The organism is Saccharothrix mutabilis subsp. mutabilis (assembly GCF_039521145.1).
Taxonomy (GTDB): domain Bacteria; phylum Actinomycetota; class Actinomycetes; order Mycobacteriales; family Pseudonocardiaceae; genus Actinosynnema; species Actinosynnema mutabilis.
Genome location: NZ_BAAABU010000007.1, coordinates 145686 through 162776, shown reverse-complemented (window position 1 = coordinate 162776; position 17091 = coordinate 145686). Strand labels below are relative to the sequence as shown.

The 17091-nt window shown below is 71.8% G+C and carries 18 protein-coding genes and 1 pseudogene; 11 read left to right on the top strand and 8 right to left on the bottom strand.

Going from position 1 to position 17091, the window contains the following annotated elements; translation table 11 throughout:
- Nucleotides 1-8 precede the first annotated feature (8 nt).
- The 7 genes from ABD126_RS18445 to ABD126_RS18415 all read left to right on the top strand — a co-directional run bounded on the left by ABD126_RS18445 (nucleotide 9) and on the right by ABD126_RS18415 (nucleotide 6214).
- Entirely contained in the window at nucleotides 9-317 is a 309-nt protein-coding gene (locus ABD126_RS18445) for a hypothetical protein (RefSeq protein WP_343935105.1), read from the top strand.
- A gap of 33 nt (nucleotides 318-350) precedes the next feature.
- Nucleotides 351-1175, top strand: coding sequence for a LytR/AlgR family response regulator transcription factor (locus tag ABD126_RS18440; protein WP_343935104.1), 825 nt, complete (start codon nucleotides 351-353; stop codon nucleotides 1173-1175).
- Entirely contained in the window at nucleotides 1172-1555 is a 384-nt protein-coding gene (locus ABD126_RS18435; RefSeq protein WP_343935103.1) for a DUF485 domain-containing protein, read from the top strand. The genes ABD126_RS18440 and ABD126_RS18435 overlap by 4 nt, the downstream gene beginning before the upstream one ends.
- Nucleotides 1552-3261: a sodium/solute symporter gene (locus ABD126_RS18430; protein ID WP_343935102.1), complete on the top strand. Its 1710-nt coding sequence runs from the start codon at nucleotides 1552-1554 to the stop codon at nucleotides 3259-3261. The genes ABD126_RS18435 and ABD126_RS18430 overlap by 4 nt, the downstream gene beginning before the upstream one ends.
- On the top strand, nucleotides 3258-4430 hold the full coding sequence (locus ABD126_RS18425) for a histidine kinase (protein ID WP_343935101.1): 1173 nt from the start codon (nucleotides 3258-3260) through the stop codon (nucleotides 4428-4430). The genes ABD126_RS18430 and ABD126_RS18425 overlap by 4 nt, the downstream gene beginning before the upstream one ends.
- A 459-nt stretch (nucleotides 4431-4889) precedes the next feature.
- Complete coding sequence (locus tag ABD126_RS18420; protein ID WP_343935100.1) at nucleotides 4890-5774, top strand: hypothetical protein; 885 nt, start codon at nucleotides 4890-4892, stop codon at nucleotides 5772-5774.
- Between the two features lie 11 nt (nucleotides 5775-5785).
- Nucleotides 5786-6214, top strand: a complete 429-nt coding sequence (locus ABD126_RS18415) for a hypothetical protein (RefSeq protein WP_343935099.1) — start codon at nucleotides 5786-5788, stop codon at nucleotides 6212-6214.
- On the opposite strand, the gene ABD126_RS18410 is transcribed toward ABD126_RS18415, so the two are convergent.
- Both ABD126_RS18410 and ABD126_RS18405 read right to left on the bottom strand, forming a co-directional pair.
- Nucleotides 6211-6471: a hypothetical protein gene (locus ABD126_RS18410; RefSeq protein WP_343935098.1), complete on the bottom strand. Its 261-nt coding sequence runs from the start codon at nucleotides 6469-6471 to the stop codon at nucleotides 6211-6213. The genes ABD126_RS18415 and ABD126_RS18410 overlap by 4 nt on opposite strands.
- A 110-nt stretch (nucleotides 6472-6581) precedes the next feature.
- Nucleotides 6582-6917 (bottom strand): annotated as a pseudogene (locus ABD126_RS18405) (transposase); the annotation flags it as partial.
- Between the two features lie 379 nt (nucleotides 6918-7296).
- Between ABD126_RS18405 and ABD126_RS18400 the strand changes: the two are divergent.
- Genes ABD126_RS18400 through ABD126_RS18390 form a run of 3 tightly spaced genes read left to right on the top strand, consistent with a single transcriptional unit; the run spans nucleotide 7297 to nucleotide 10329 of the window.
- Complete coding sequence (locus tag ABD126_RS18400) at nucleotides 7297-8181, top strand: metallophosphoesterase family protein (protein WP_343935097.1); 885 nt, start codon at nucleotides 7297-7299, stop codon at nucleotides 8179-8181.
- Nucleotides 8178-8840, top strand: a complete 663-nt coding sequence (locus tag ABD126_RS18395) for a 4'-phosphopantetheinyl transferase family protein (protein ID WP_343935096.1) — start codon at nucleotides 8178-8180, stop codon at nucleotides 8838-8840. Before ABD126_RS18400 ends, ABD126_RS18395 begins: the two co-directional genes overlap by 4 nt.
- A 10-nt stretch (nucleotides 8841-8850) precedes the next feature.
- Nucleotides 8851-10329, top strand: coding sequence for a glutamate-cysteine ligase family protein (locus ABD126_RS18390; protein WP_343935095.1), 1479 nt, complete (start codon nucleotides 8851-8853; stop codon nucleotides 10327-10329).
- A gap of 202 nt (nucleotides 10330-10531) precedes the next feature.
- Here ABD126_RS18390 and ABD126_RS18385 read toward each other — a convergent pair whose 3' ends face one another.
- The 4 genes from ABD126_RS18385 to ABD126_RS18370 all read right to left on the bottom strand — a co-directional run bounded on the left by ABD126_RS18385 (nucleotide 10532) and on the right by ABD126_RS18370 (nucleotide 13623).
- Entirely contained in the window at nucleotides 10532-11953 is a 1422-nt protein-coding gene (locus ABD126_RS18385) for a cellulase family glycosylhydrolase (protein WP_343935094.1), read from the bottom strand.
- 236 nt (nucleotides 11954-12189) lie between these two features.
- On the bottom strand, nucleotides 12190-12552 hold the full coding sequence (locus tag ABD126_RS18380; RefSeq protein WP_343935093.1) for a condensation domain-containing protein: 363 nt from the start codon (nucleotides 12550-12552) through the stop codon (nucleotides 12190-12192).
- Nucleotides 12553-12668: 116 nt separating this feature from the next.
- Nucleotides 12669-13076, bottom strand: a complete 408-nt coding sequence (locus tag ABD126_RS18375; protein WP_343935092.1) for a type III secretion system chaperone family protein — start codon at nucleotides 13074-13076, stop codon at nucleotides 12669-12671.
- A gap of 4 nt (nucleotides 13077-13080) precedes the next feature.
- Nucleotides 13081-13623, bottom strand: coding sequence for a TetR/AcrR family transcriptional regulator (locus tag ABD126_RS18370; RefSeq protein ID WP_343935091.1), 543 nt, complete (start codon nucleotides 13621-13623; stop codon nucleotides 13081-13083).
- 51 nt (nucleotides 13624-13674) lie between these two features.
- Between ABD126_RS18370 and ABD126_RS18365 the strand changes: the two genes are divergently transcribed.
- Nucleotides 13675-15288, top strand: a complete 1614-nt coding sequence (locus ABD126_RS18365; RefSeq protein ID WP_343935090.1) for an AMP-dependent synthetase/ligase — start codon at nucleotides 13675-13677, stop codon at nucleotides 15286-15288.
- On the opposite strand, the gene ABD126_RS18360 is transcribed toward ABD126_RS18365, so the two are convergent.
- Both ABD126_RS18360 and idi read right to left on the bottom strand, forming a co-directional pair.
- The gene (locus ABD126_RS18360) at nucleotides 15252-15926 is read right to left on the bottom strand and encodes a DUF998 domain-containing protein (RefSeq protein ID WP_343935089.1); all 675 of its coding nucleotides are present in this window, start codon (nucleotides 15924-15926) and stop codon (nucleotides 15252-15254) included. The genes ABD126_RS18365 and ABD126_RS18360 overlap by 37 nt on opposite strands.
- A gap of 577 nt (nucleotides 15927-16503) precedes the next feature.
- Entirely contained in the window at nucleotides 16504-17079 is a 576-nt protein-coding gene (idi, locus tag ABD126_RS18355; protein WP_343935088.1) for an isopentenyl-diphosphate Delta-isomerase, read from the bottom strand.
- Nucleotides 17080-17091 lie beyond the last annotated feature (12 nt).

Genomic DNA, 17091 nt, shown 5'->3' with positions numbered 1-17091 from the left:
GGCGTGTCATGGGTGTCGGTCCGCGGGGTGACCTCGCGGCGCTCCGGGGTGGGGTGCCGGGGTCGTCGGCCGAGCTGGTCGAGCGGCTCGCCGAGCTGGCGCGGCTGGCCAGCCGGTGGTCGGACCTGGTCCGCGAGCTCCAGGAACCCACCCACCGGATGATCGGCACGGCGGCTGCCGCGTCCGTCGGGGTGGCCGCGCGCCGGGCCGAGGAGGCGTTCCTCGAACTCGAAGTCACGCTGGGTGACGCCCAGGCCGCGCGGCGGTCATTGCCTCCGGTGGGTCTCAAGAGCGAGGATGACCACCCAATGGTCTAATCGCCGACGCCGTCGAACCCGCATTGGAATTCCATGACGTCAGGACTTCCCTGCCCGATCTGCGAGGGGCCGGAACGCCGCGGGGCGCTGGAACGCAGGCTCCGCGTCCTCGCCGTGGACGACGAGGCGCCCGCCCTGGACGACCTGGTCTACCTGCTCAAGGCGGACCCCCGGATCGGGCACGTCGAAGCCGTCACCGACGCCACCAAGGCGCTGCGCACGCTGCACGCCGGGCAGGGCGTGGACGCGGTGTTCCTCGACATCCGGATGCCGGGCCTGGACGGGCTGGACCTCGCGCGCGTGCTGTCGCGGTTCGCCCAGCCGCCGCCGATCGTGTTCGTCACCGCGCACCAGGAGCCCGCCGTCGAGGCGTTCGAACTCAAGGCGCTGGACTACCTGCTCAAACCGGTCCGCCCGGAACGGCTGGCCGAGTCGGTGCACCGGATCGTGCACGAGGTGCTGGACACCAAGACCGCCGAGCCCGCGCCCGCCCCGGCGGAGAAGGCGCCGGACGTGGGCGACGAGGTCATCCCGGTCGAGCTGGGCGGCATCACGCGGTTCATCCGGCTGGCGGACATCCGGTACGTCGAGGCGCACGGCGACTACGCCCGCCTGCACACCGCGACCGGCAGCGGGCTGGTGCGGGCCGCGCTCAACGGGCTGGAGGAGCGCTGGCGCTCGGCCGGGTTCGTGCGCATCCACCGCAGCCACCTGGTCTCCCTCGGGCACATCGACGAGCTGCGCCTGGAGGACGGGCACCTGAGCGTCAACATCGGCGGCGCGGTGCTGCCGGTCAGCCGCCGGCACGCCCGGCACCTGCGCCAACTGCTGGTCCGGCGCAACCGGCAGCCGTCATGACGACCCCCGGCAAGCCCACCGAACGGGTCGTGGTGACCAGCCCGCGCACCCGCGCGCCGCGGGTGCCCCGGCCCTACCCGGCGTCGCGGGAGATCGACGAGCAGAGCGAACTCGGCGCGGTCTACATGCGGTCGCTGATCCGGACGCAGCGGCGGCTGGGGCTGCTGCTGTGCGCGGTGGTGTGCGGGAGCGTGGCGGCGTTGCCGCTGGTCTTCACGCTGGTCCCGGCGGTCACCGCGCAGCGCCTGCTGGGGCTGCCGCTGCCGTGGCTGCTGCTGGGCGTCCTGGTGTTCCCGGTGTTCGTGCTGGCCGGGTGGTTCTACGTGCGGCAGGCCGAGCGCGGGGAGCGGGAGTTCGCGGAGCTGGTGGAACGTTCGTGACCAGCTCGTACGGCATCATCGCGGTGATCGTGGTCGCGGTCGGCACCGTGCTGGTGGGCACCTACGGGCTGCGGATCTCGCGCACCACGTCGGACTTCTTCGTCGCCTCGCGCACGGTGTCGCCGTGGTGGAACGCCTCGGCGATCGGCGGCGAGTACCTGTCGGCGGCGTCGTTCGTCGGCATCGCCGGGCTGATCTTCGCGCACGGGCCGGACATGCTGTGGTTCCCGGTCGGCTACACCGCCGGGTACCTGGTGCTGCTGGCGCTGGTCGCGGCCCCGTTGCGGCGCAGCGGCGCGTACACGCTGCCGGACTTCGCCGAGGCCCGGTTCGGCTCGCCCGCCGTCCGGGCCGTGGCCAGCGTGATCGCGTTGGGGATCGGGTGGCTTTACCTGCTGCCGCAGTTGCAGGGCGCGGGCCTGACCCTGCACACGCTGACCGGCGCGCCGGACTGGGTGGGCGCGCTGGTGGTGGCCGTGGTGGTGACGGCGAACGTCATCGCGGGCGGGATGCGCAGCATCACGTTCGTGCAGGCCTTCCAGTACTGGCTCAAGCTGACCGCGATCGCGGTGCCGGTGGCGTTCCTGGTCGTGGCGTGGCAGGCGCACGGGGCGCGCGACCTGACCGGGCCGGAGTTCCCGGTGTTCCCGCGCGAGACCACCGTCTCCTTCGACACCAACACGACCGTGCGGGTCGAGCAGGCGGTGGAGTTCCGCGGCGACGGCGTGGTGGACGGCGCCGAGGTGGACGGACCGGCCGGGTTCGGGCCGGGCGAGCACACCGTGGCGGCGGGCACGCGGCTGGTGTTCCCGGAGGGCGCGCCGGTGCCGCACGTGGCGTCGATCCCGTTCAACAGCAACGCCTCCTGGGCGCTGCCGCTGCGCGGCGGGGACGACTTCCCGCTGTACGCGGTGTACTCGCTGATCATCGCGACGTTCCTGGGCACGATGGGCCTGCCGCACGTGATCGTCCGCTTCTACACCAACCCCAACGGCCGGGCGGCGCGCCGGACGACGCTGATCGTGCTGGGGCTGCTGGGGATCTTCTACCTGATGCCGCCGATCTACGGCGCTCTCGGGCGGCTCTACACGCCGGAGCTGCTGATGACCGGGGACACCGACGCGGTGGTCCTGGTGCTGCCCAGCCGGATGGTGGACGGGGTCGGCGGGCAGCTGCTCGGCGCTCTGGTCGCGGGTGGGGCGTTCGCGGCGTTCCTGTCCACTTCGTCGGGTCTGATGGTGTCGCTGGCGGGTGTGTTGAGCCGGGACGTGCTGAAGTTCCGGGGGATTCGCGGGTTCCGGGTGTCCACTGTGCTGGCCGTGCTGGTGCCGTTGGGCATGACGTGGCTGGTGGGCAAGGTGCCGGTGGCGGACATGGTCGGGTTGGCGTTCGCGGTGGCGGCGTCGTCGCTGTGCCCGTTGCTGGTGCTGGGGATCTGGAGCACGCGGATCACCACCGTGGGCGCGGTGGCCGGGATGCTGGCCGGCGGCGTGCCCGCGCTGGTGGCGGGGTTGGTGACGATCAGCGCGGGCGGCGGCAACGTGTTCCTGGCGCGCCCGGCCGCGTGGACCGTGCCGCTGGGGTTCGTCGTGATGTACGTGGTGTCGCTGCTGACACCGCGCAAGGTGCCGCCGGGGGTGAACCACGTGATGGTGCGGTTGCACGCGCCGGAGAACCTGGGTCTGCGCAGTCAGGACCGGCTGTGACGGGCCTGTGGACGGCCGGGGCGATACTGCTGGCCGGTCTCGCCGTGGTGATCACGCTGTGGCGGACCTCCCGGGCCCGCAACGACTTCCTGACCCACGAGCAGCGGATCACGTTCGAGACCCTGCACACGGCGTGGTCCGCCGCTCCCCCGCTGCGCGCCGGGCTGGTGCCGGACGCGGCGAAGAAGTCCGCCAAGCACCTGCGGACCCTGCTGGGCACGCCGGCGCTGGCGTTGACCGACGAGACCGAGGTCGTGGCGTGGGAGGGCGGCGGCGAGCACCACGCGGCGGACGCGATGGACCTGGCGCGGGAGGTGTTCGCGACCGGGCGGACGCGGGCGTTCGACATCACGTGCGGGTCGCCGGACTGCCCCGTGCACTCGGCCGTGCTGGCGCCGTTGACGGTGGAGGGGCGGGTGGTCGGCGTGCTGGCCGCGTACAGCCGGGAGCCGTCGGCGGGGTTGGTGCGGGCGACCAACGAGGTCGCGCGCTGGGCGTCCGGGCAGCTGGAGCTGGCCGAACTGGACCGGTCGCGGACCCGGTTGGTGGAGGCGGAGGTGCGGGCGCTGCGGGCGCAGATCTCGCCGCACTTCATCTACAACTCGTTGTCCGCCATCGCTTCCTACGTGCGCACCGACCCGGAGAAGGCGCGGACCCTGCTGCTCGACTTCGCCGACTTCACGCGGTACTCGTTCCGCCGGGCGGGTGATTTCACCACACTGTCGGAGGAACTGAGGTCGATCGACCAGTACCTGGCGCTGGAGCGGGCGCGGTTCGGGGAGCGGCTGAAGGTGACGCTGCAGATCGCGCCGGAGGTGCTGCCGGTGACCGTGCCGTTCCTGTGCCTGCAACCGCTGGTGGAGAACGCGGTCCGGCACGGCATGGAGGGCAAGGTCGGGCCGGGGCACATCACCATCCAGGCGGCGGACGCGGGCGAGGAAGCGCACATCACCATCGAGGACGACGGCATCGGCATGGACCCGGAGGCGTTGCGCCGCACCCTCGCGGGCCAGGTCGGCGAGACGGCGGGCATCGGGTTGGGCAACATCGACGAACGCCTGCGCCGCTGCTACGGCGACGACTACGGCCTGGTCGTGGAAACCGCCCAGGGGTTGGGGACGAAGATCAGCGTGCGGGTGCCGAAGTACCAGGCGGGCGTGCACGCCTAACCGGCCAGCGGCCCGGGCGGGAACTCCCGAGCAGCGACAACCGTCCCGCTCCGGGCGGCACCCCCGTGGGCGAGCACCGAGGCGGCCCCGGCGGCCGGCCTTCCCCCGGCGGCAGCAGCAGCCCCGGCGGCAACAGCGGCGGCGGAGGCACGGCCAGCGGCCAGGCTGGTGCGCCCGGTGGCGGTGGCACCCCCGGCGGCAACAGCAGCGGTCCCGGCGGCGGTCCTGGCGGCGGCGGTTCGCCCTGCGGCGGTGGTGGCGGTTCGTACAGCGGTGGCGGCCCGAACGCCGGCAACCCACCCAACGCCCCCACCCCCACCCCGACGCGCTACGACCCACACCTCGGCCGCAGCCGCAACCCCGGAAGCCCCCGTACGCCCGGACCAGCCCCACACACCCACCAGCCCCGGCCCGCACAACCCGACCGGCGGTGCCCCCACCGGCACACCCGGCGGCGGCATGCCCGGCACCACCCCCGGCGGCGGCCCCGGCAGCCCGGGCAGCGGCGCACCCGGCGGCGGCCCGCGCCCGGGCGGCACAGGGGGCTGGACCGGAACCCCCGACCACCACCGCACCAACCACACCGACGCCGACGGGGCCGCGGACCGCGGCCGACGTGGCCTGTTCGACCCGCTCAAGTGGGGCGACAACCCGGCTACGGGCAAGCCGTGGACCCCGGACGAGATCGACGCGTTGCGGCGGAACCTGGTCAACGTCGAGGACACCACCCGGATGCGGCGGGAACTGGACCGCCTGGGCCTCGACGTCGATCCCGAGACCATCAGGTCGATCAAGAAGTACCTGTTCGACAGCCCCGGCATCGCGATGAGCCACGCCAACTACTCGGCCTGGCGCAGGCTGACGTCCGGCAACGGATCCGTGGCGGACGCCCAGTTCATCGCCCATGAGGCCGCCGAACAGCGACGCCTGCGGGAGATCGGCAACCGCACCGGGTTCGACCACCTCGGCCGCGACCACGACAACATGTCCAGGGCTCGGCGGGGCGCCTGGGAGGCCGACCACGACCGGGCCTACCTGGAAGCACACCGCGGAGCGTTGGAGGACGAACACGACTTCCTCGCCCGCAAGGTCGAAGAGCTGACCAACGGGCAGGTACCGGTGTCGAGGTCGCCGGCCGCGGTCGCCGACACGCGAGCGGAGGGCCGTGCCCACATGGTGGTCGACGGCATACCCATGGCCGACCACTCGAACTACCCGCACTGGCAGGAGCGGGCGCGGAGTCGCGTCGAGATCGGCAGTAGGGTGGCCGCGCGGCTCGGTCCGCCGCCCAACCCGACCATCGCGGAAGTCGTCGACAGGGTTCGCCGCCACCGGGCGGGATGAGGGGAACGCACATGCTCACCGGTGAGGAATTCGGCGAGATCGTCGACATCCTGAAAGCGTCCGACGCCCACCGCCGCACCACGATGCTCGGCGTGCTGGCCAAAGAGCCCACGGGCGACCCGCGTGTGCTGCCCGTCGTGGAGGAGCTGCTGGCGGACGACACGCCGGACCTGATCAGCGTCCCGATGCTGTTCGGCGAGATCCGCTGGGTCGCGGCGCACGCCCTCGCCGCCGAACGCCGCGCCGCGTCGGTGCCGACACCGGTCGAGCTGGTGGGGATCCCGCAACCGCTGAGTTCCGACGAGCTGTCAGCTCTGGTGGACCGGTCCGGTCTGCCGCGTCGGGCCGGCGTGGACGGGATGCTGACGTCGTTCGCCGCACTGCGCGAGCGTGGCCTGTTGCCGGTGACCACCCTGCGCCTGCCGGCCTGGACGACCTAAGCCGCGACCAGGCCCAGGGCGCGCGCACCGGCCGGGGTCAGCCGGGCCGGGACCCAGGTGCCCACGGGACCGGTCGCGGTCGGCTCGATCAGGCCACCGTGGACCAGGGCCCGGGCGGACGGGTGGTCGCAGAAGGGCAGGTTGTCCACGCGCAGGTCCGGTTCGCTGCTGCACGTCAACTCGACGCGGTGGTCGGCGGTGGCCCGGAGCAGGGCGATCTCGCGGTTCGACAGCGCGGGTCCGGGTGGGGTCGGCATGTCGGGGTGCACCTCCATCAGAAGGGAAACGGGTGTTGCTCAGCTCCCGGTTCGAGAGATGGGACGTGCGGACACCCTGGGTCGTTCCGGCGCCGGGCTCAGCCGGCGGCTTTCGTGCCCCTGCGTTCGGCCGCGTCGAGGACCAGTCGCAGCCACTCCCCGTCGGGCGCGTCGAGGGCCACTCGGCGCAGGCGCGGCCACAGGCCCACGTCGGTCCACTCCTGGAACCTGCGGTGGACGGTGGGCACCGTGACGCCGAACGTGGCGGGCAGGTGGCGCCAGGCGCAACCGCTGGTCAGGACGAACACGATGGCCGTGAAGATCGCCCGGTCGGACACGCGGCCCCGGCCGCCGCCCTGCCTGCGGACCTTCGCGGGCGGGATGAGGGGCTCCACCGCCGCCCACAGGGACGGGGGCACCAGGCGGGCCGCCAGCTGCTCGATCACGTCCGCGTGCGGCGGCTTGGCCGGCGCCTCGGGGGCCCGGCGCACCCACGGCTCCTGCCGCTGGAGGTCGCCGCGCTGGCGGGCCCGCAGCAACGTCGCCAGGGCGGCCTCGTCGCGCCTGGGCGCCACCGCCGGGTACTGGTGCTGCTGGACCTGGCGCGCGATCTCGGCACCGACCGTGCGGCCGAACGCGGGTCGAACGTCGTTGGTCATCGGGTCCTCCGCCGCAGGACTGTCGTGATACCCATCACGCTAGGAAGCCGGACACGCACGGGTAAGGACCGAGCCGCCGAACGGGGCCACGCAGCGTCGCGCGGACCCCGGCGCGTCGGTCAGCGGTGCCCCAGGTGCGACGAGCGGGTGAGCGGTCGGTTCGGTCATGGCCCCCGCGCACGGTCCGGAGGCGGATACCCTCGGAAGTGTGACGCCGCGCCTGCTAGCCACCAGCGACCTGCACGTGACCTACCAGCAGAACCGCGACTTCGTGACCGGCATCCGGCCGCACTCGCCGGACGACTGGCTGATCGTCGCCGGTGACGTCGCCGAGCGGTTCGACGACATCGAGTGGGCGCTGTCGGAGTTGCGCCGGCAGTTTCACACGGTCGTGTGGTCTCCGGGCAACCACGAGCTGTGGACGACCAAGGACGACGCCGTCCAGTCGCGCGGCGAGGTGCGGTACAAGCAGCTGGTCGAGCTGTGCCGGAGCCTGGACGTGCGCACGCCCGAGGACGAGTTCGCCGTGTTCGAGGCGGGCCCGGACGGGCCGGTGGCCGTCGCGCCGCTGTTCACCCTCTACGACTACACCTTCCGCCCGCCGGGGACCTCGGACAAGGAGTCGGCGCTGGCCGTGGCGCAGGAGGCCGGGATCATCTGCACCGACGAGTACTTCCTGCACCCCGACCCGTACCCCAGCCGCGAGGCGTGGTGCGCGGCCCGCGTCGAGGAGACCGAGCGGCGGTTGGGCGCGGTGGACCCGGCGCTGGAGACCGTGCTGATCAACCACTGGCCGCTGGTGCGCGAACCCACGCTGATCCTCCGTTACCCCGAGTTCGCGCTGTGGTGCGGCACCGAGCGCACGGCCGACTGGCACCTGCGGTTCCGCGCGGCGGCGGCCGTGTACGGGCACCTGCACATCCCGCGGACCATCCGCAAGGACGGGGTCCGGTTCGACGAGGTGTCGCTGGGCTACCCGCGCGAGTGGCAGCCCCGCGGGTGGACCAAGGCGCCGCTGGTGGACGTGCTGCGGGAAGGGGACGCGCGGTGATCGACGACCTCATGCCCGCCGGCGTGGCGTCGGTGGACACGTTCGAGGACTTCGACGTGCCGCTGCCGCCCGAGGAGGAGGAGCACGTCGCCAAGGCCGTGGACAAGCGGCGCAAGGAGTTCACCACCGGGCGGCACTGCGCGCGGCTCGCGCTGGGCCGGCTGGGCCTCCCGCCGGTGCCGCTGCCGCCGGGCGAGCGGCGCGCGCCGGTGTGGCCGGACGGGGTCGTGGGCAGCATCACGCACTGCAAGGGCTACCGGGCGGCGGCCGTGGCGCGGACGGCGGACATCCGCACGATCGGCATCGACGCCGAGCCCAACGAGCCCAACCCGGACGGGGTGCTGGAGGCCATCGCCCTGCCGGGTGAGCTGCGCATGGTCGCGGCGCTGGGCCGGGCGACCGACAAGGTCTGCTGGGACCGGCTGCTGTTCAGCGCGAAGGAATCGGTCTACAAGGCGTGGTTCCCACTGGCGCGGACGTGGCTGGGGTTCGAGGATGCGGAGGTGACCGTCAACCCCGACGACGGGACGTTCACCGCGCGCGTCCTCATCGAGCCGCCGGTGGTGGACGGGTTCACCCTCGACGGGTTCACGGGTCGCTGGATGGCGCGGGAGGGGTTTGTGGTCACCGCTATCGCGGTACCTGCCTTGACGACCTAGGAGGCGGATCATGGGCGACGAGGTGGCGAGGCATGAGTTCACCCGGGAGGACCGCACGCGGTACCGCACGAAGGTGCGCCGGTGCCTGGACGTCTTCGCCCGCATGCTCAGGGAGTCGAGGTTCGAGTTCGACCGGCCCATGACGGGCCTGGAGATCGAGCTGAACCTGGTGGACGAGGCCGGCGACCCGGCGATGCGCAACGCCGCCGCGCTGGAGGCCATCGCCGACCCGGACTTCGTCACCGAGCTGGGCCAGTGGAACCTGGAGATCAACGTCGCGCCGCGGCAGCTGACGGCGGGCGGGATCACCGAGTTCGAGGAGACCGTGCGGCGGTCGCTGAACGAGGCCGAGCACAAGGCGCGCGACGTCGACGCCCACATGGTGATGATCGGCATCCTGCCGACGCTGCAGGCCAAGCACCTGGCCCTGGACGCGCTGTCGGGCAACCCGCGGTACGCGCTGCTCAACGAGCAGGTGCTGGCCGCGCGCGGGGAGGACATCCAGATCGCGATCGGCGGGGTCGAGAAGCTGCAGATGACGGCCGACTCGATCGTGCCGGAAGGGGCTTGCACGTCCACCCAGTTCCACCTCCAGGTGTCGCCGGACTCGTTCGCGTCGTACTGGAACGCGGCGCAGGCGATCGCCGGCGTGCAGGTGGCGGTCGGCGCGAACTCGCCGTTTTTACTGGGCAAGGAGCTGTGGCGGGAGACGCGGATCGCGCTGTTCCAGCAAGCCACCGACACCCGCAGCGACGAGCTGAAGGAACAGGGCGTCCGGCCGCGCGTGTGGTTCGGCGAGCGGTGGATCACGTCGATCTTCGACCTGTTCGAGGAGAACGTGCGGTACTTCCCGGCGCTGCTGCCGATCTGCGACGAGGAGGACCCGTTGCAGGTGCTGGAGCGCGGCGACACGCCGTCGCTGGGCGAGCTGCGCCTGCACAACGGGACCATCTACCGGTGGAACCGGCCGGTGTACGACGTGGTGCGCGACCAGCCCCACCTGCGGGTGGAGAACCGGGTGCTGGCGTCGGGGCCGACCGTGGTGGACATCCTGGCCAACGGGGCGTTCTACTACGGCCTGGTGCGGATGCTCGCGGAGGAGGAGCGTCCACTGTGGAGCCAGATGTCCTTCAGCGCGGCCGAGGACAACTTCGTGGCCGGCGCGAAGACGGGCATCGACGCGCAGGTGTACTGGCCCGGGTTGGGCACGGTGCCGGTGGCGGAACTGGTGCTGCGGCGGCTGCTGCCGATGGCCCACGAGGGCCTGGTGAAGCTGAAGGTCGAGCAGGCCGAGCGGGACCGGCTGCTGGGCGTGATCGAGCAGCGCTGCCTGACCGGGGTGAACGGGGCGACGTGGCAGGCGCGCGTGTTCCACCGCCACTACGACCACTCGGCGCTGGACCGGCCCGAGGCGTTGCGGCGGATGCTGCGGACCTACCGGGACCTGTCGCACAGCAACGAGCCGGTGCACAGTTGGCCGACGTCTTGAGCGAAGTCCCGGACCTCGGCCCCCTCTCGCGGGCGCGTCACCGTGGACGTCGAACAGGTGCGCCGGCCGGTCGCCGACCAGGTGGACGTCGAGACGGCCCGTGAGGTCCGGCGGGCGTTCCGCGAGCGCCTGGCGAGGTCCTCGCCGGGTACGGGTGGCCGATGCCTGCCCGGACCGGTGTGGTCCGGGCAGGCGGGCGGGGTCAGCTGGTGGGGAAGTCGTCCGGGGTGCGCATGCGGTCGCGGACCCAGACGCCGGCGGGCTTGAGCACGCCCGTGCCGGTGAACGTCGTGCCGGCGCAGGTGCCCGGCTTGAAGACGGCCCCCGAGCGGGAGTCGTCGGAGTAGTTCCAGTTGGTCCAGCCGATCTTGTTGGCCGCCAGGAAGTCCAGGTACTTCTGGGAGTAGGTGAAGTCGTTGCCGCCGTCACCGGTGTAGGTCTGGGTGCCGAACTCGGTCACGAACAGCGGGATGCGGGTGGCCGCCCGCTGGAGCGCCGCGAAGTACTCGTCCTGGTGGGACGCCGCGTAGAAGTGGAACGTGTACATGAAGTTCGTGGCGTTGATGGGGTTGTTGACGATGTCGGCCTCGGTGCGGCCGTCGGAGACGCCCAGCGAGCCCCAGCCGTGCGTGCCGACGAACACCACGCCGTCCGGGTCCTGGGCGCGGATCACCGGGATCATCTGCTCCGCGTAGGACTTGATGCCCGCCCACGACACGCCGTTGGGCTCGTTGGCGATGTCGTAGATGATGTTGGTCTTGTCCCGGTGGCGCTGGGCGACCTCGGTGAAGAACGTCCTGGCCAGGGACAGGTTCGCGTTCGGGTCGCCGGGGTCGAGCTGGTGCCAGTCGACCAGGGCGTACATGCCGCGCTTGGTGGCTTCCTCGATGTACCCGTGCACCATGTCGGTGAACTTGCGCGGGTCGGTCTCGTAGCCGCCCTCCTGGACGTACATGGAGATCCGCAGGATGTCGGCGCCCCAGTCGCCGGCCAGGGCGTCCAGCGACTGGGTCTTGATGCACTGCGAGTACCACTGGATGCCGTGGGTGCTCATGCCGCGCAGTTGGATCGGCTTCCCGTACTGGTTGCACAGCTTGACGCCGCAGACGTGCAACTGGCCGTTGACGTCGGCGGGCCGCCCGGTGGTGGCGCCGCCGGAGTCGACGTCGAGCTTGTCGACGTTCGGGCCGCCGTTGGACGTGGTCGCGGTGGCGCGCACGCGGTTCGTGCCGGCCGCGAGGGTGACGGTGGTCGTGGCGGTGCGCCACGTGCTCCACGCGCCGGTGCCCGGGAAGGCCAGGTTGGTCGTCGCGGTGGTGCCGTTGACCGCGATGGTCATCGGGCGGTTGGTCGTGGTGCCGTTGGCGTAGCGGAAGCTCAGGGTCGCGGGGCCGGCCGCCGCCGCGGTGACGGAGAACTCGACGTGGCTGCCGGTCTCGTTGTCGTAGTTGACGAAACCGGAGCCGGTGTAGCCGGCGTGGTTGGACTCGACCAGGCCGTTGGAGACGGTCGCGGATTCGGCCTGGTACGTGGTGATCGCCAGGGCCTGGGGTTCGGCCTGGCCGGTCGTCGGCGCGGCGAGCAGGGTCGCCGCGACCAGGGGGCTCAGCCATCGGATGGCCACAAGGTGCCTCCCACCTCGGGTGAACTGCGGACGGGACCGGCGGCGGTACAGTTAAGAAACTTTCCTATCTGTTGCCGGGATCACAGCACCCCGGGGCGCTCCTGTCAACGGTTCACGTGGGCGAACGGCCGGTGGCGGCCGGGCGCGCACGGGCGAACGGCGCGCGGCGGTCGGGCGGACGCGGGTGCACGACCCGCGCGGCGGTCAGGCGGACGCGCGTGGACGGCGCGCGGCGGTCAGGCGGGTGCCGGCTGCGGGAGGTCGCGCAGGGTCGCGGCCTTCCACTCCGCGACCAGTTCGGGCAGCAGGACGTGCCACGGCAGGAGCGCCAGGACTTCCCTGCGCGCCACCAGGACCAGCCGCCCCTCGGAGCCGCCGTCGAGCCAGACGACCTGGAGCACCGAGGCCCGCGCCTCGGCGGACGCCAGCGCGGCGGCGGTGTGGCCGGACAGGTCCCGGTGGTCGACGTGGCGGGCGGAGGAGGTGGCGCCGGTCAGTTCGGGGTGGCGCGCGGCCAGGGCCCGGACGGCCTCGTGCAGGCGCCACTCCCCCAGGCCGGCGCGGACCTGGACGGTCAGCGACTCGGTGCAGCCGGACATGCCCCACCTCCCGCTAAGTTAGGACGGCCTAACTTAGCAGCAGGGGTTCCACAGAACGCTGGAGAATCCGTAGTGCCCGGCCGGCAAGACCGAAGCCGGCCGAGCGACCCCGCGGTTCAGTAGTCGTCGCCGCCGAAGAACTGCTCCTCCAGCTCGTCCGCCGTGCTCGCCAGGAGGGCCAGCGGGTCGGTGAACTCGTGGATGTCCAGGTCCTGCAACGGCAGCGAGTGCCGGAGCACGACGTGCTCGCCCATGATCGCCGCGCCGCACGCGATGCTCGAATTGCCCACCTCGACCAGCAGCGCGTGCAGGTCCACGTTGGCCGCCAGGCCGATCGGCGAGGCGAGCTGCACCCACTCGTGCAGCTTGTCCAGCACCTCGCGGACCAGGATGATCACCTGCGTCCGGTCGTCGTCCTCGTCGTACTGCTCGAAGTTGAACAGGATGCGGATCTCGTCGTCCTCCTCGGAGATCACGTCGTAGGTGTCGCGGACGTACGCGGCGAGGTCGCCCCAGGAAGCCATGCCCTCACCCTAGAGGCGCGACCGCGCCCCACACCGCATCCGCCACCACGTCGCGCGCCTCCGCCAGGTCGAAAGCGCCCAGGAGGAACCGCCGGGCGCACTCGTGCGCGGGTCCCATCACCACCGGGTCCAACGCCCACAAGGGAAAGCCGCGCACCGAACCCTCCTCCATGCGTTCGGCGAACCAGGCGGCCACGGGCGCGAAGGTGGCGAGCTTGACCGCCGGGTCGGCGCTGAGCGGTTCGGCGTAGAGGAACCGCGCCCGGCCCGGGTTGGCGGCCACCCAGTCCAGGTAGCGCAAGGCCATGCCGCGCACCACCTTCTCCGCGTCGCCCAGCTCGATCGCGGGGACCATGGCGGCGATGCACCGCGCGAAGCTCTCCTCGTACAGCACGGCGAACAGCCCGTCCCGGCTGCCGAAGTGGTGGTAGATGCTGCCGTTGGACACCCCGGAACGCGCGGTCAGGGCGCTGATGGTGACCGGGAGGCCTTCCTCCACCAACGCCAGCGCCGCGTCGAGGACCGCTTGCTGACTTCTCGACCGCACGCGGTCTAGAGTAGCGCTCTAGAGCACTGCTCCAGCCGCTGGGAGGTCGCCATGGCCCGTTCCATCCCCGATCTGCTGCGTGAGCGCGTGGCCGCGACGCCGGACGCGGAAGCCCTGCGCCACCGCGTGGACGGCTCGTGGACCTCGCTCACCTGGAAGGAGGTCGGCGACCGCGTCCGCGCGCACGCGCTGGGCTTCCGCCAGCTCGGGGTGAAGGACGGGGCACGGGTCGCGATCATGGCGCAGACCAGCGTCGAGTGGATCCTCGCCGACCTCGCCGTGCTGGCCGCGGGCGGCGTCACGACCACGATCTACCCGAGCAGCACCACCGAGGAGGCCGCGCACATCATCCGCGACTCGGGCAGCGTCCTGGTGGTCGCGGACGCGGACCTGGTGGCCAAGGCCGGGGACGTGCGCGTGCTGACCACCGACGACCTGCCGACCTCCGAGCTGGGCGACTACGACGCGATGGTGGACGAGCTGTCGCCCGAGCGCCTGGCGACCCTGATCTACACGTCCGGGACGACCGGCGTGCCCAAGGGCGTCGAGCTGACCCACGACAACTGGCTCTACACGGCCGAGGCCGTGGTGGAACTGGGCGTGCTCCAGCCCGAGGACCTGCACTTCCTGTGGCTGCCGATGTCCCACGCGTTCGGCAAGGTGCTCCAGATCGCCATGATCGCCACCGGCCTCGCGACCGCCGTGGACGGCTCGGCGGACCGGATCGCGGACAACCTCAAGGAGCTGCGCCCCACGATCGTCGCCGGCGCGCCGCGCATCTTCGAGAAGATCCACAGCCGGGTGGTCGCCGCCATGCGCGCCGAGGGCGGCGTGAAGGAGAAGCTGTTCAACTGGGCGCTCGTGGTCGCCGAGCACCCCGAGTGGACGCTGCGGCGCAAGATCGCCGACAAGCTCGTGTTCAGCAAGCTGCGCGACCGGGTCGGCGGGCGGATCAAGTACTTCATCTCCGGCTCCGCGCCGCTGTCCGCCGAGGTCGGGCGGTTCTTCGGCGGCGCCGGGATCACGATCCTGGAAGGCTACGGCCTCACCGAGTCGTCGGCGGCGTCGTTCATCAACCGGCCGGGCGAGCACGTGTTCGGCACGGTCGGGAAACCGCTGCCCGGCACCGAGGTCCGCATCGCCCCCGACGGCGAGGTGCTCATCGGCGGGCGCGGGATCATGCGCGGCTACCACAACCTGCCCGACGAGACCGCCGCCACGCTCGACGACGGCTGGCTGCGCACCGGCGACATCGGCGAACTGGACGAGGGCGGCCGGCTGCGCATCACCGACCGCAAGAAGGAGCTGATCAAGACGTCGGCGGGCAAGTACGTGGCCCCGCAGAACGTCGAGAGCAAGCTCAAGGCCGCGAGCCCCTACATCGGGCACGTCCTGGTGCACGGCGACCAGCGCAACTACTGCGTCGCGCTGGTCACCCTCGACCCGGACACCACCCCGCCGGGCCTCGACGCCGAGACCGAGGTCGGCAGCGCGGTCCAGGCGGCCAACGCCAAGCTCGCCCGGCACGAGACGATCAAGAAGTTCGCCGTGCTGGACGAGGACTTCACCGTCGAGGACGGCACCCTGACCGCGAGCCTGAAGATGCGCCGCCGCGAGATCGAGACCCGCTACCGGTCGGTGCTGGACGGCCTGTACGAGGGCTGAGCCGCCGCGATCGCCCACACCGCGACCACGAGCACCGCGACGACCTCGACCAGCACCAGCAGCCGCTCGGAGTACCCCAGCGGCAGCACGCGCCACCACGGCGTGCCCACCAGGGCGTTCACCAGGACCGCGTACAGGATCGGGGTGAAGGCCAGGGCCGAGAGCAGCCCGAACCGGAACGTCCACCGCGCGTGCCCGCCCCACACGGCGTCCTTGAGCCAGGGGCGGGCCAGCAGCATCGCCGCGACCGGCAGGCTGAGGAACGCGACCAGGCTCGCGACCCGGTGGACGGTGCCGCTCGCGCTCGGCCCCTCGGCCCAGTTGTGCTTGGGGAACACCACGACCAGCGCCAGACCGGCCGACCACGCCAGGAACGCGATCGAGCCGCCGGCCGACCACCGGGTGATGCCGCGGCGCACCAGGACGGCGAGGATCGCGACCGTGCCCAGCGCGAGCAGGCCCACGGCCGTGTCGAACACCCAGCGGTGCGGGCCCAGCGCGTACTCGGAGATCGTGCGGCGCAGGCCGACCGCCGTGGTGGCGAGCCGGTGCGCGTCCAGCGAGCCGACCATGACGACGGTCAGCACGACGGCGAACGCGCCGCCCTGAGCGACGAGGCGGGCCGGGGAACGGGTCACGGGTTCAGCGGTCAGCACACCGGGCAGAACGGACCGTGACCGGCCGGTGTTCCGCCGTTCAGGGAACCGACAGCTTGGCCACTCACACCACCCTCTCCGGTACGCAGCGCCGCCTCGACGCACGCAGCGCGGCTCTCCGGCGCGCAGCGCGGCTCGTAGGACCTCGTGAGGTCACACCCCGACCTGGGCTTCTTGCTTGTGTCATCTTTGGCGGCCTGCCCGCCGGCGAGGCTCTTTTAAGCTTTAAGAGTGACGCTCACGCTCTCAAGCCGAACGCGCTTCGCGCTTTGAACGCGCGGAGCGCTCGAAAGATCAAAAGCGCCTCGCCGGCGGGCAGGCCCCCGGGGGTGGAAGGGCGTCGGTTCGTTCCCCGTACGGCCTGCCGGAGGCAACCACCCTTTGGTCTTCTGCGCAACCGGTGAAGCGTGGTTGCACAGAAGACCAAAGCGTGGTTGGGCTGCGCCCAGGCCGTACGGGGAACGAACCGAGGCCCTTCCTTGGCTTGGCAGCCCTTAAAGGGCGCGCCTGCGGCGCGAAAGCGGCGCTTCGCGCTGAAGCCGGAGCGGATCGGGGAGTGTTATGGGCGGGCGGCTGGGGGGAGGGTGGTCAACGGGGCTGTTGGCCAGGTCCACGGGTCGTCGCCCAGTTTGACCAACTCCTCTACCTGGAGCAGGCACCACGGCGAGATTGGGCGCACGCCCGCCAGCACCGCGTGCGAGAAATCGCCCCACGGCACCCACTCGAACGAGTCCACCTCGTCCTCGTTCAGCACCGGGTCCCGGTCCAGCCGTCCGCGGAAGACCGGGCACATCTCGTTCTCCACCACGCCGTTCTCCATGACCGCGCGGTACCGGAACGTCGGCAGGACCAGGTCCAGTTCGACGCCCTCCACGCCCAGCTCCTCCGCCAACCGGCGGGTCACGGCGGTTGGCGCGTCCTCGCCCGGAGCCGGGTGGCCGCAGCACGAGTTGGTCCACACGCCCGGCCAGGTCTTCTTGTGCAGGGCCCGCCTGGTCAGCAGCAGGCGGCCCTGCTCGTCGAACAGGTAGCTGGAGAACGCCAGGTGCAGTGGCGTGTCCGCGTGGTGCACGTCGGCCTTGTCGGCGACTCCGATGCTCGTACCCGACTCGTCCAGCAGCACGACTTGTTCCACGCGGATCACCCT

What these genes read in the sequence shown, in the direction of transcription:
- ABD126_RS18440 (WP_343935104.1), top strand. Translation starts at nt 351, where the DNA reads ATGACGTCAGGACTTCCCTGCCCGATCTGCGAGGGGCCGGAACGCCGC.
- ABD126_RS18435 (WP_343935103.1), top strand. Translation starts at nt 1,172, where the DNA reads ATGACGACCCCCGGCAAGCCCACCGAACGGGTCGTGGTGACCAGCCCG.
- ABD126_RS18420 (WP_343935100.1), top strand. Translation starts at nt 4,890, where the DNA reads ATGCCCGGCACCACCCCCGGCGGCGGCCCCGGCAGCCCGGGCAGCGGC.
- ABD126_RS18375 (WP_343935092.1), bottom strand. Translation starts at nt 13,076, where the DNA reads ATGGCTTCCTGGGGCGACCTCGCCGCGTACGTCCGCGACACCTACGAC.
- ABD126_RS18365 (WP_343935090.1), top strand. Translation starts at nt 13,675, where the DNA reads ATGGCCCGTTCCATCCCCGATCTGCTGCGTGAGCGCGTGGCCGCGACG.
- ABD126_RS18390 (WP_343935095.1), top strand. Translation starts at nt 8,851, where the DNA reads ATGGGCGACGAGGTGGCGAGGCATGAGTTCACCCGGGAGGACCGCACG.
- ABD126_RS18380 (WP_343935093.1), bottom strand. Translation starts at nt 12,552, where the DNA reads ATGTCCGGCTGCACCGAGTCGCTGACCGTCCAGGTCCGCGCCGGCCTG.
- ABD126_RS18400 (WP_343935097.1), top strand. Translation starts at nt 7,297, where the DNA reads ATGGCCCCCGCGCACGGTCCGGAGGCGGATACCCTCGGAAGTGTGACG.
- ABD126_RS18410 (WP_343935098.1), bottom strand. Translation starts at nt 6,471, where the DNA reads ATGCCGACCCCACCCGGACCCGCGCTGTCGAACCGCGAGATCGCCCTG.
- ABD126_RS18445 (WP_343935105.1), top strand. Translation starts at nt 9, where the DNA reads ATGGGTGTCGGTCCGCGGGGTGACCTCGCGGCGCTCCGGGGTGGGGTG.
- ABD126_RS18415 (WP_343935099.1), top strand. Translation starts at nt 5,786, where the DNA reads ATGCTCACCGGTGAGGAATTCGGCGAGATCGTCGACATCCTGAAAGCG.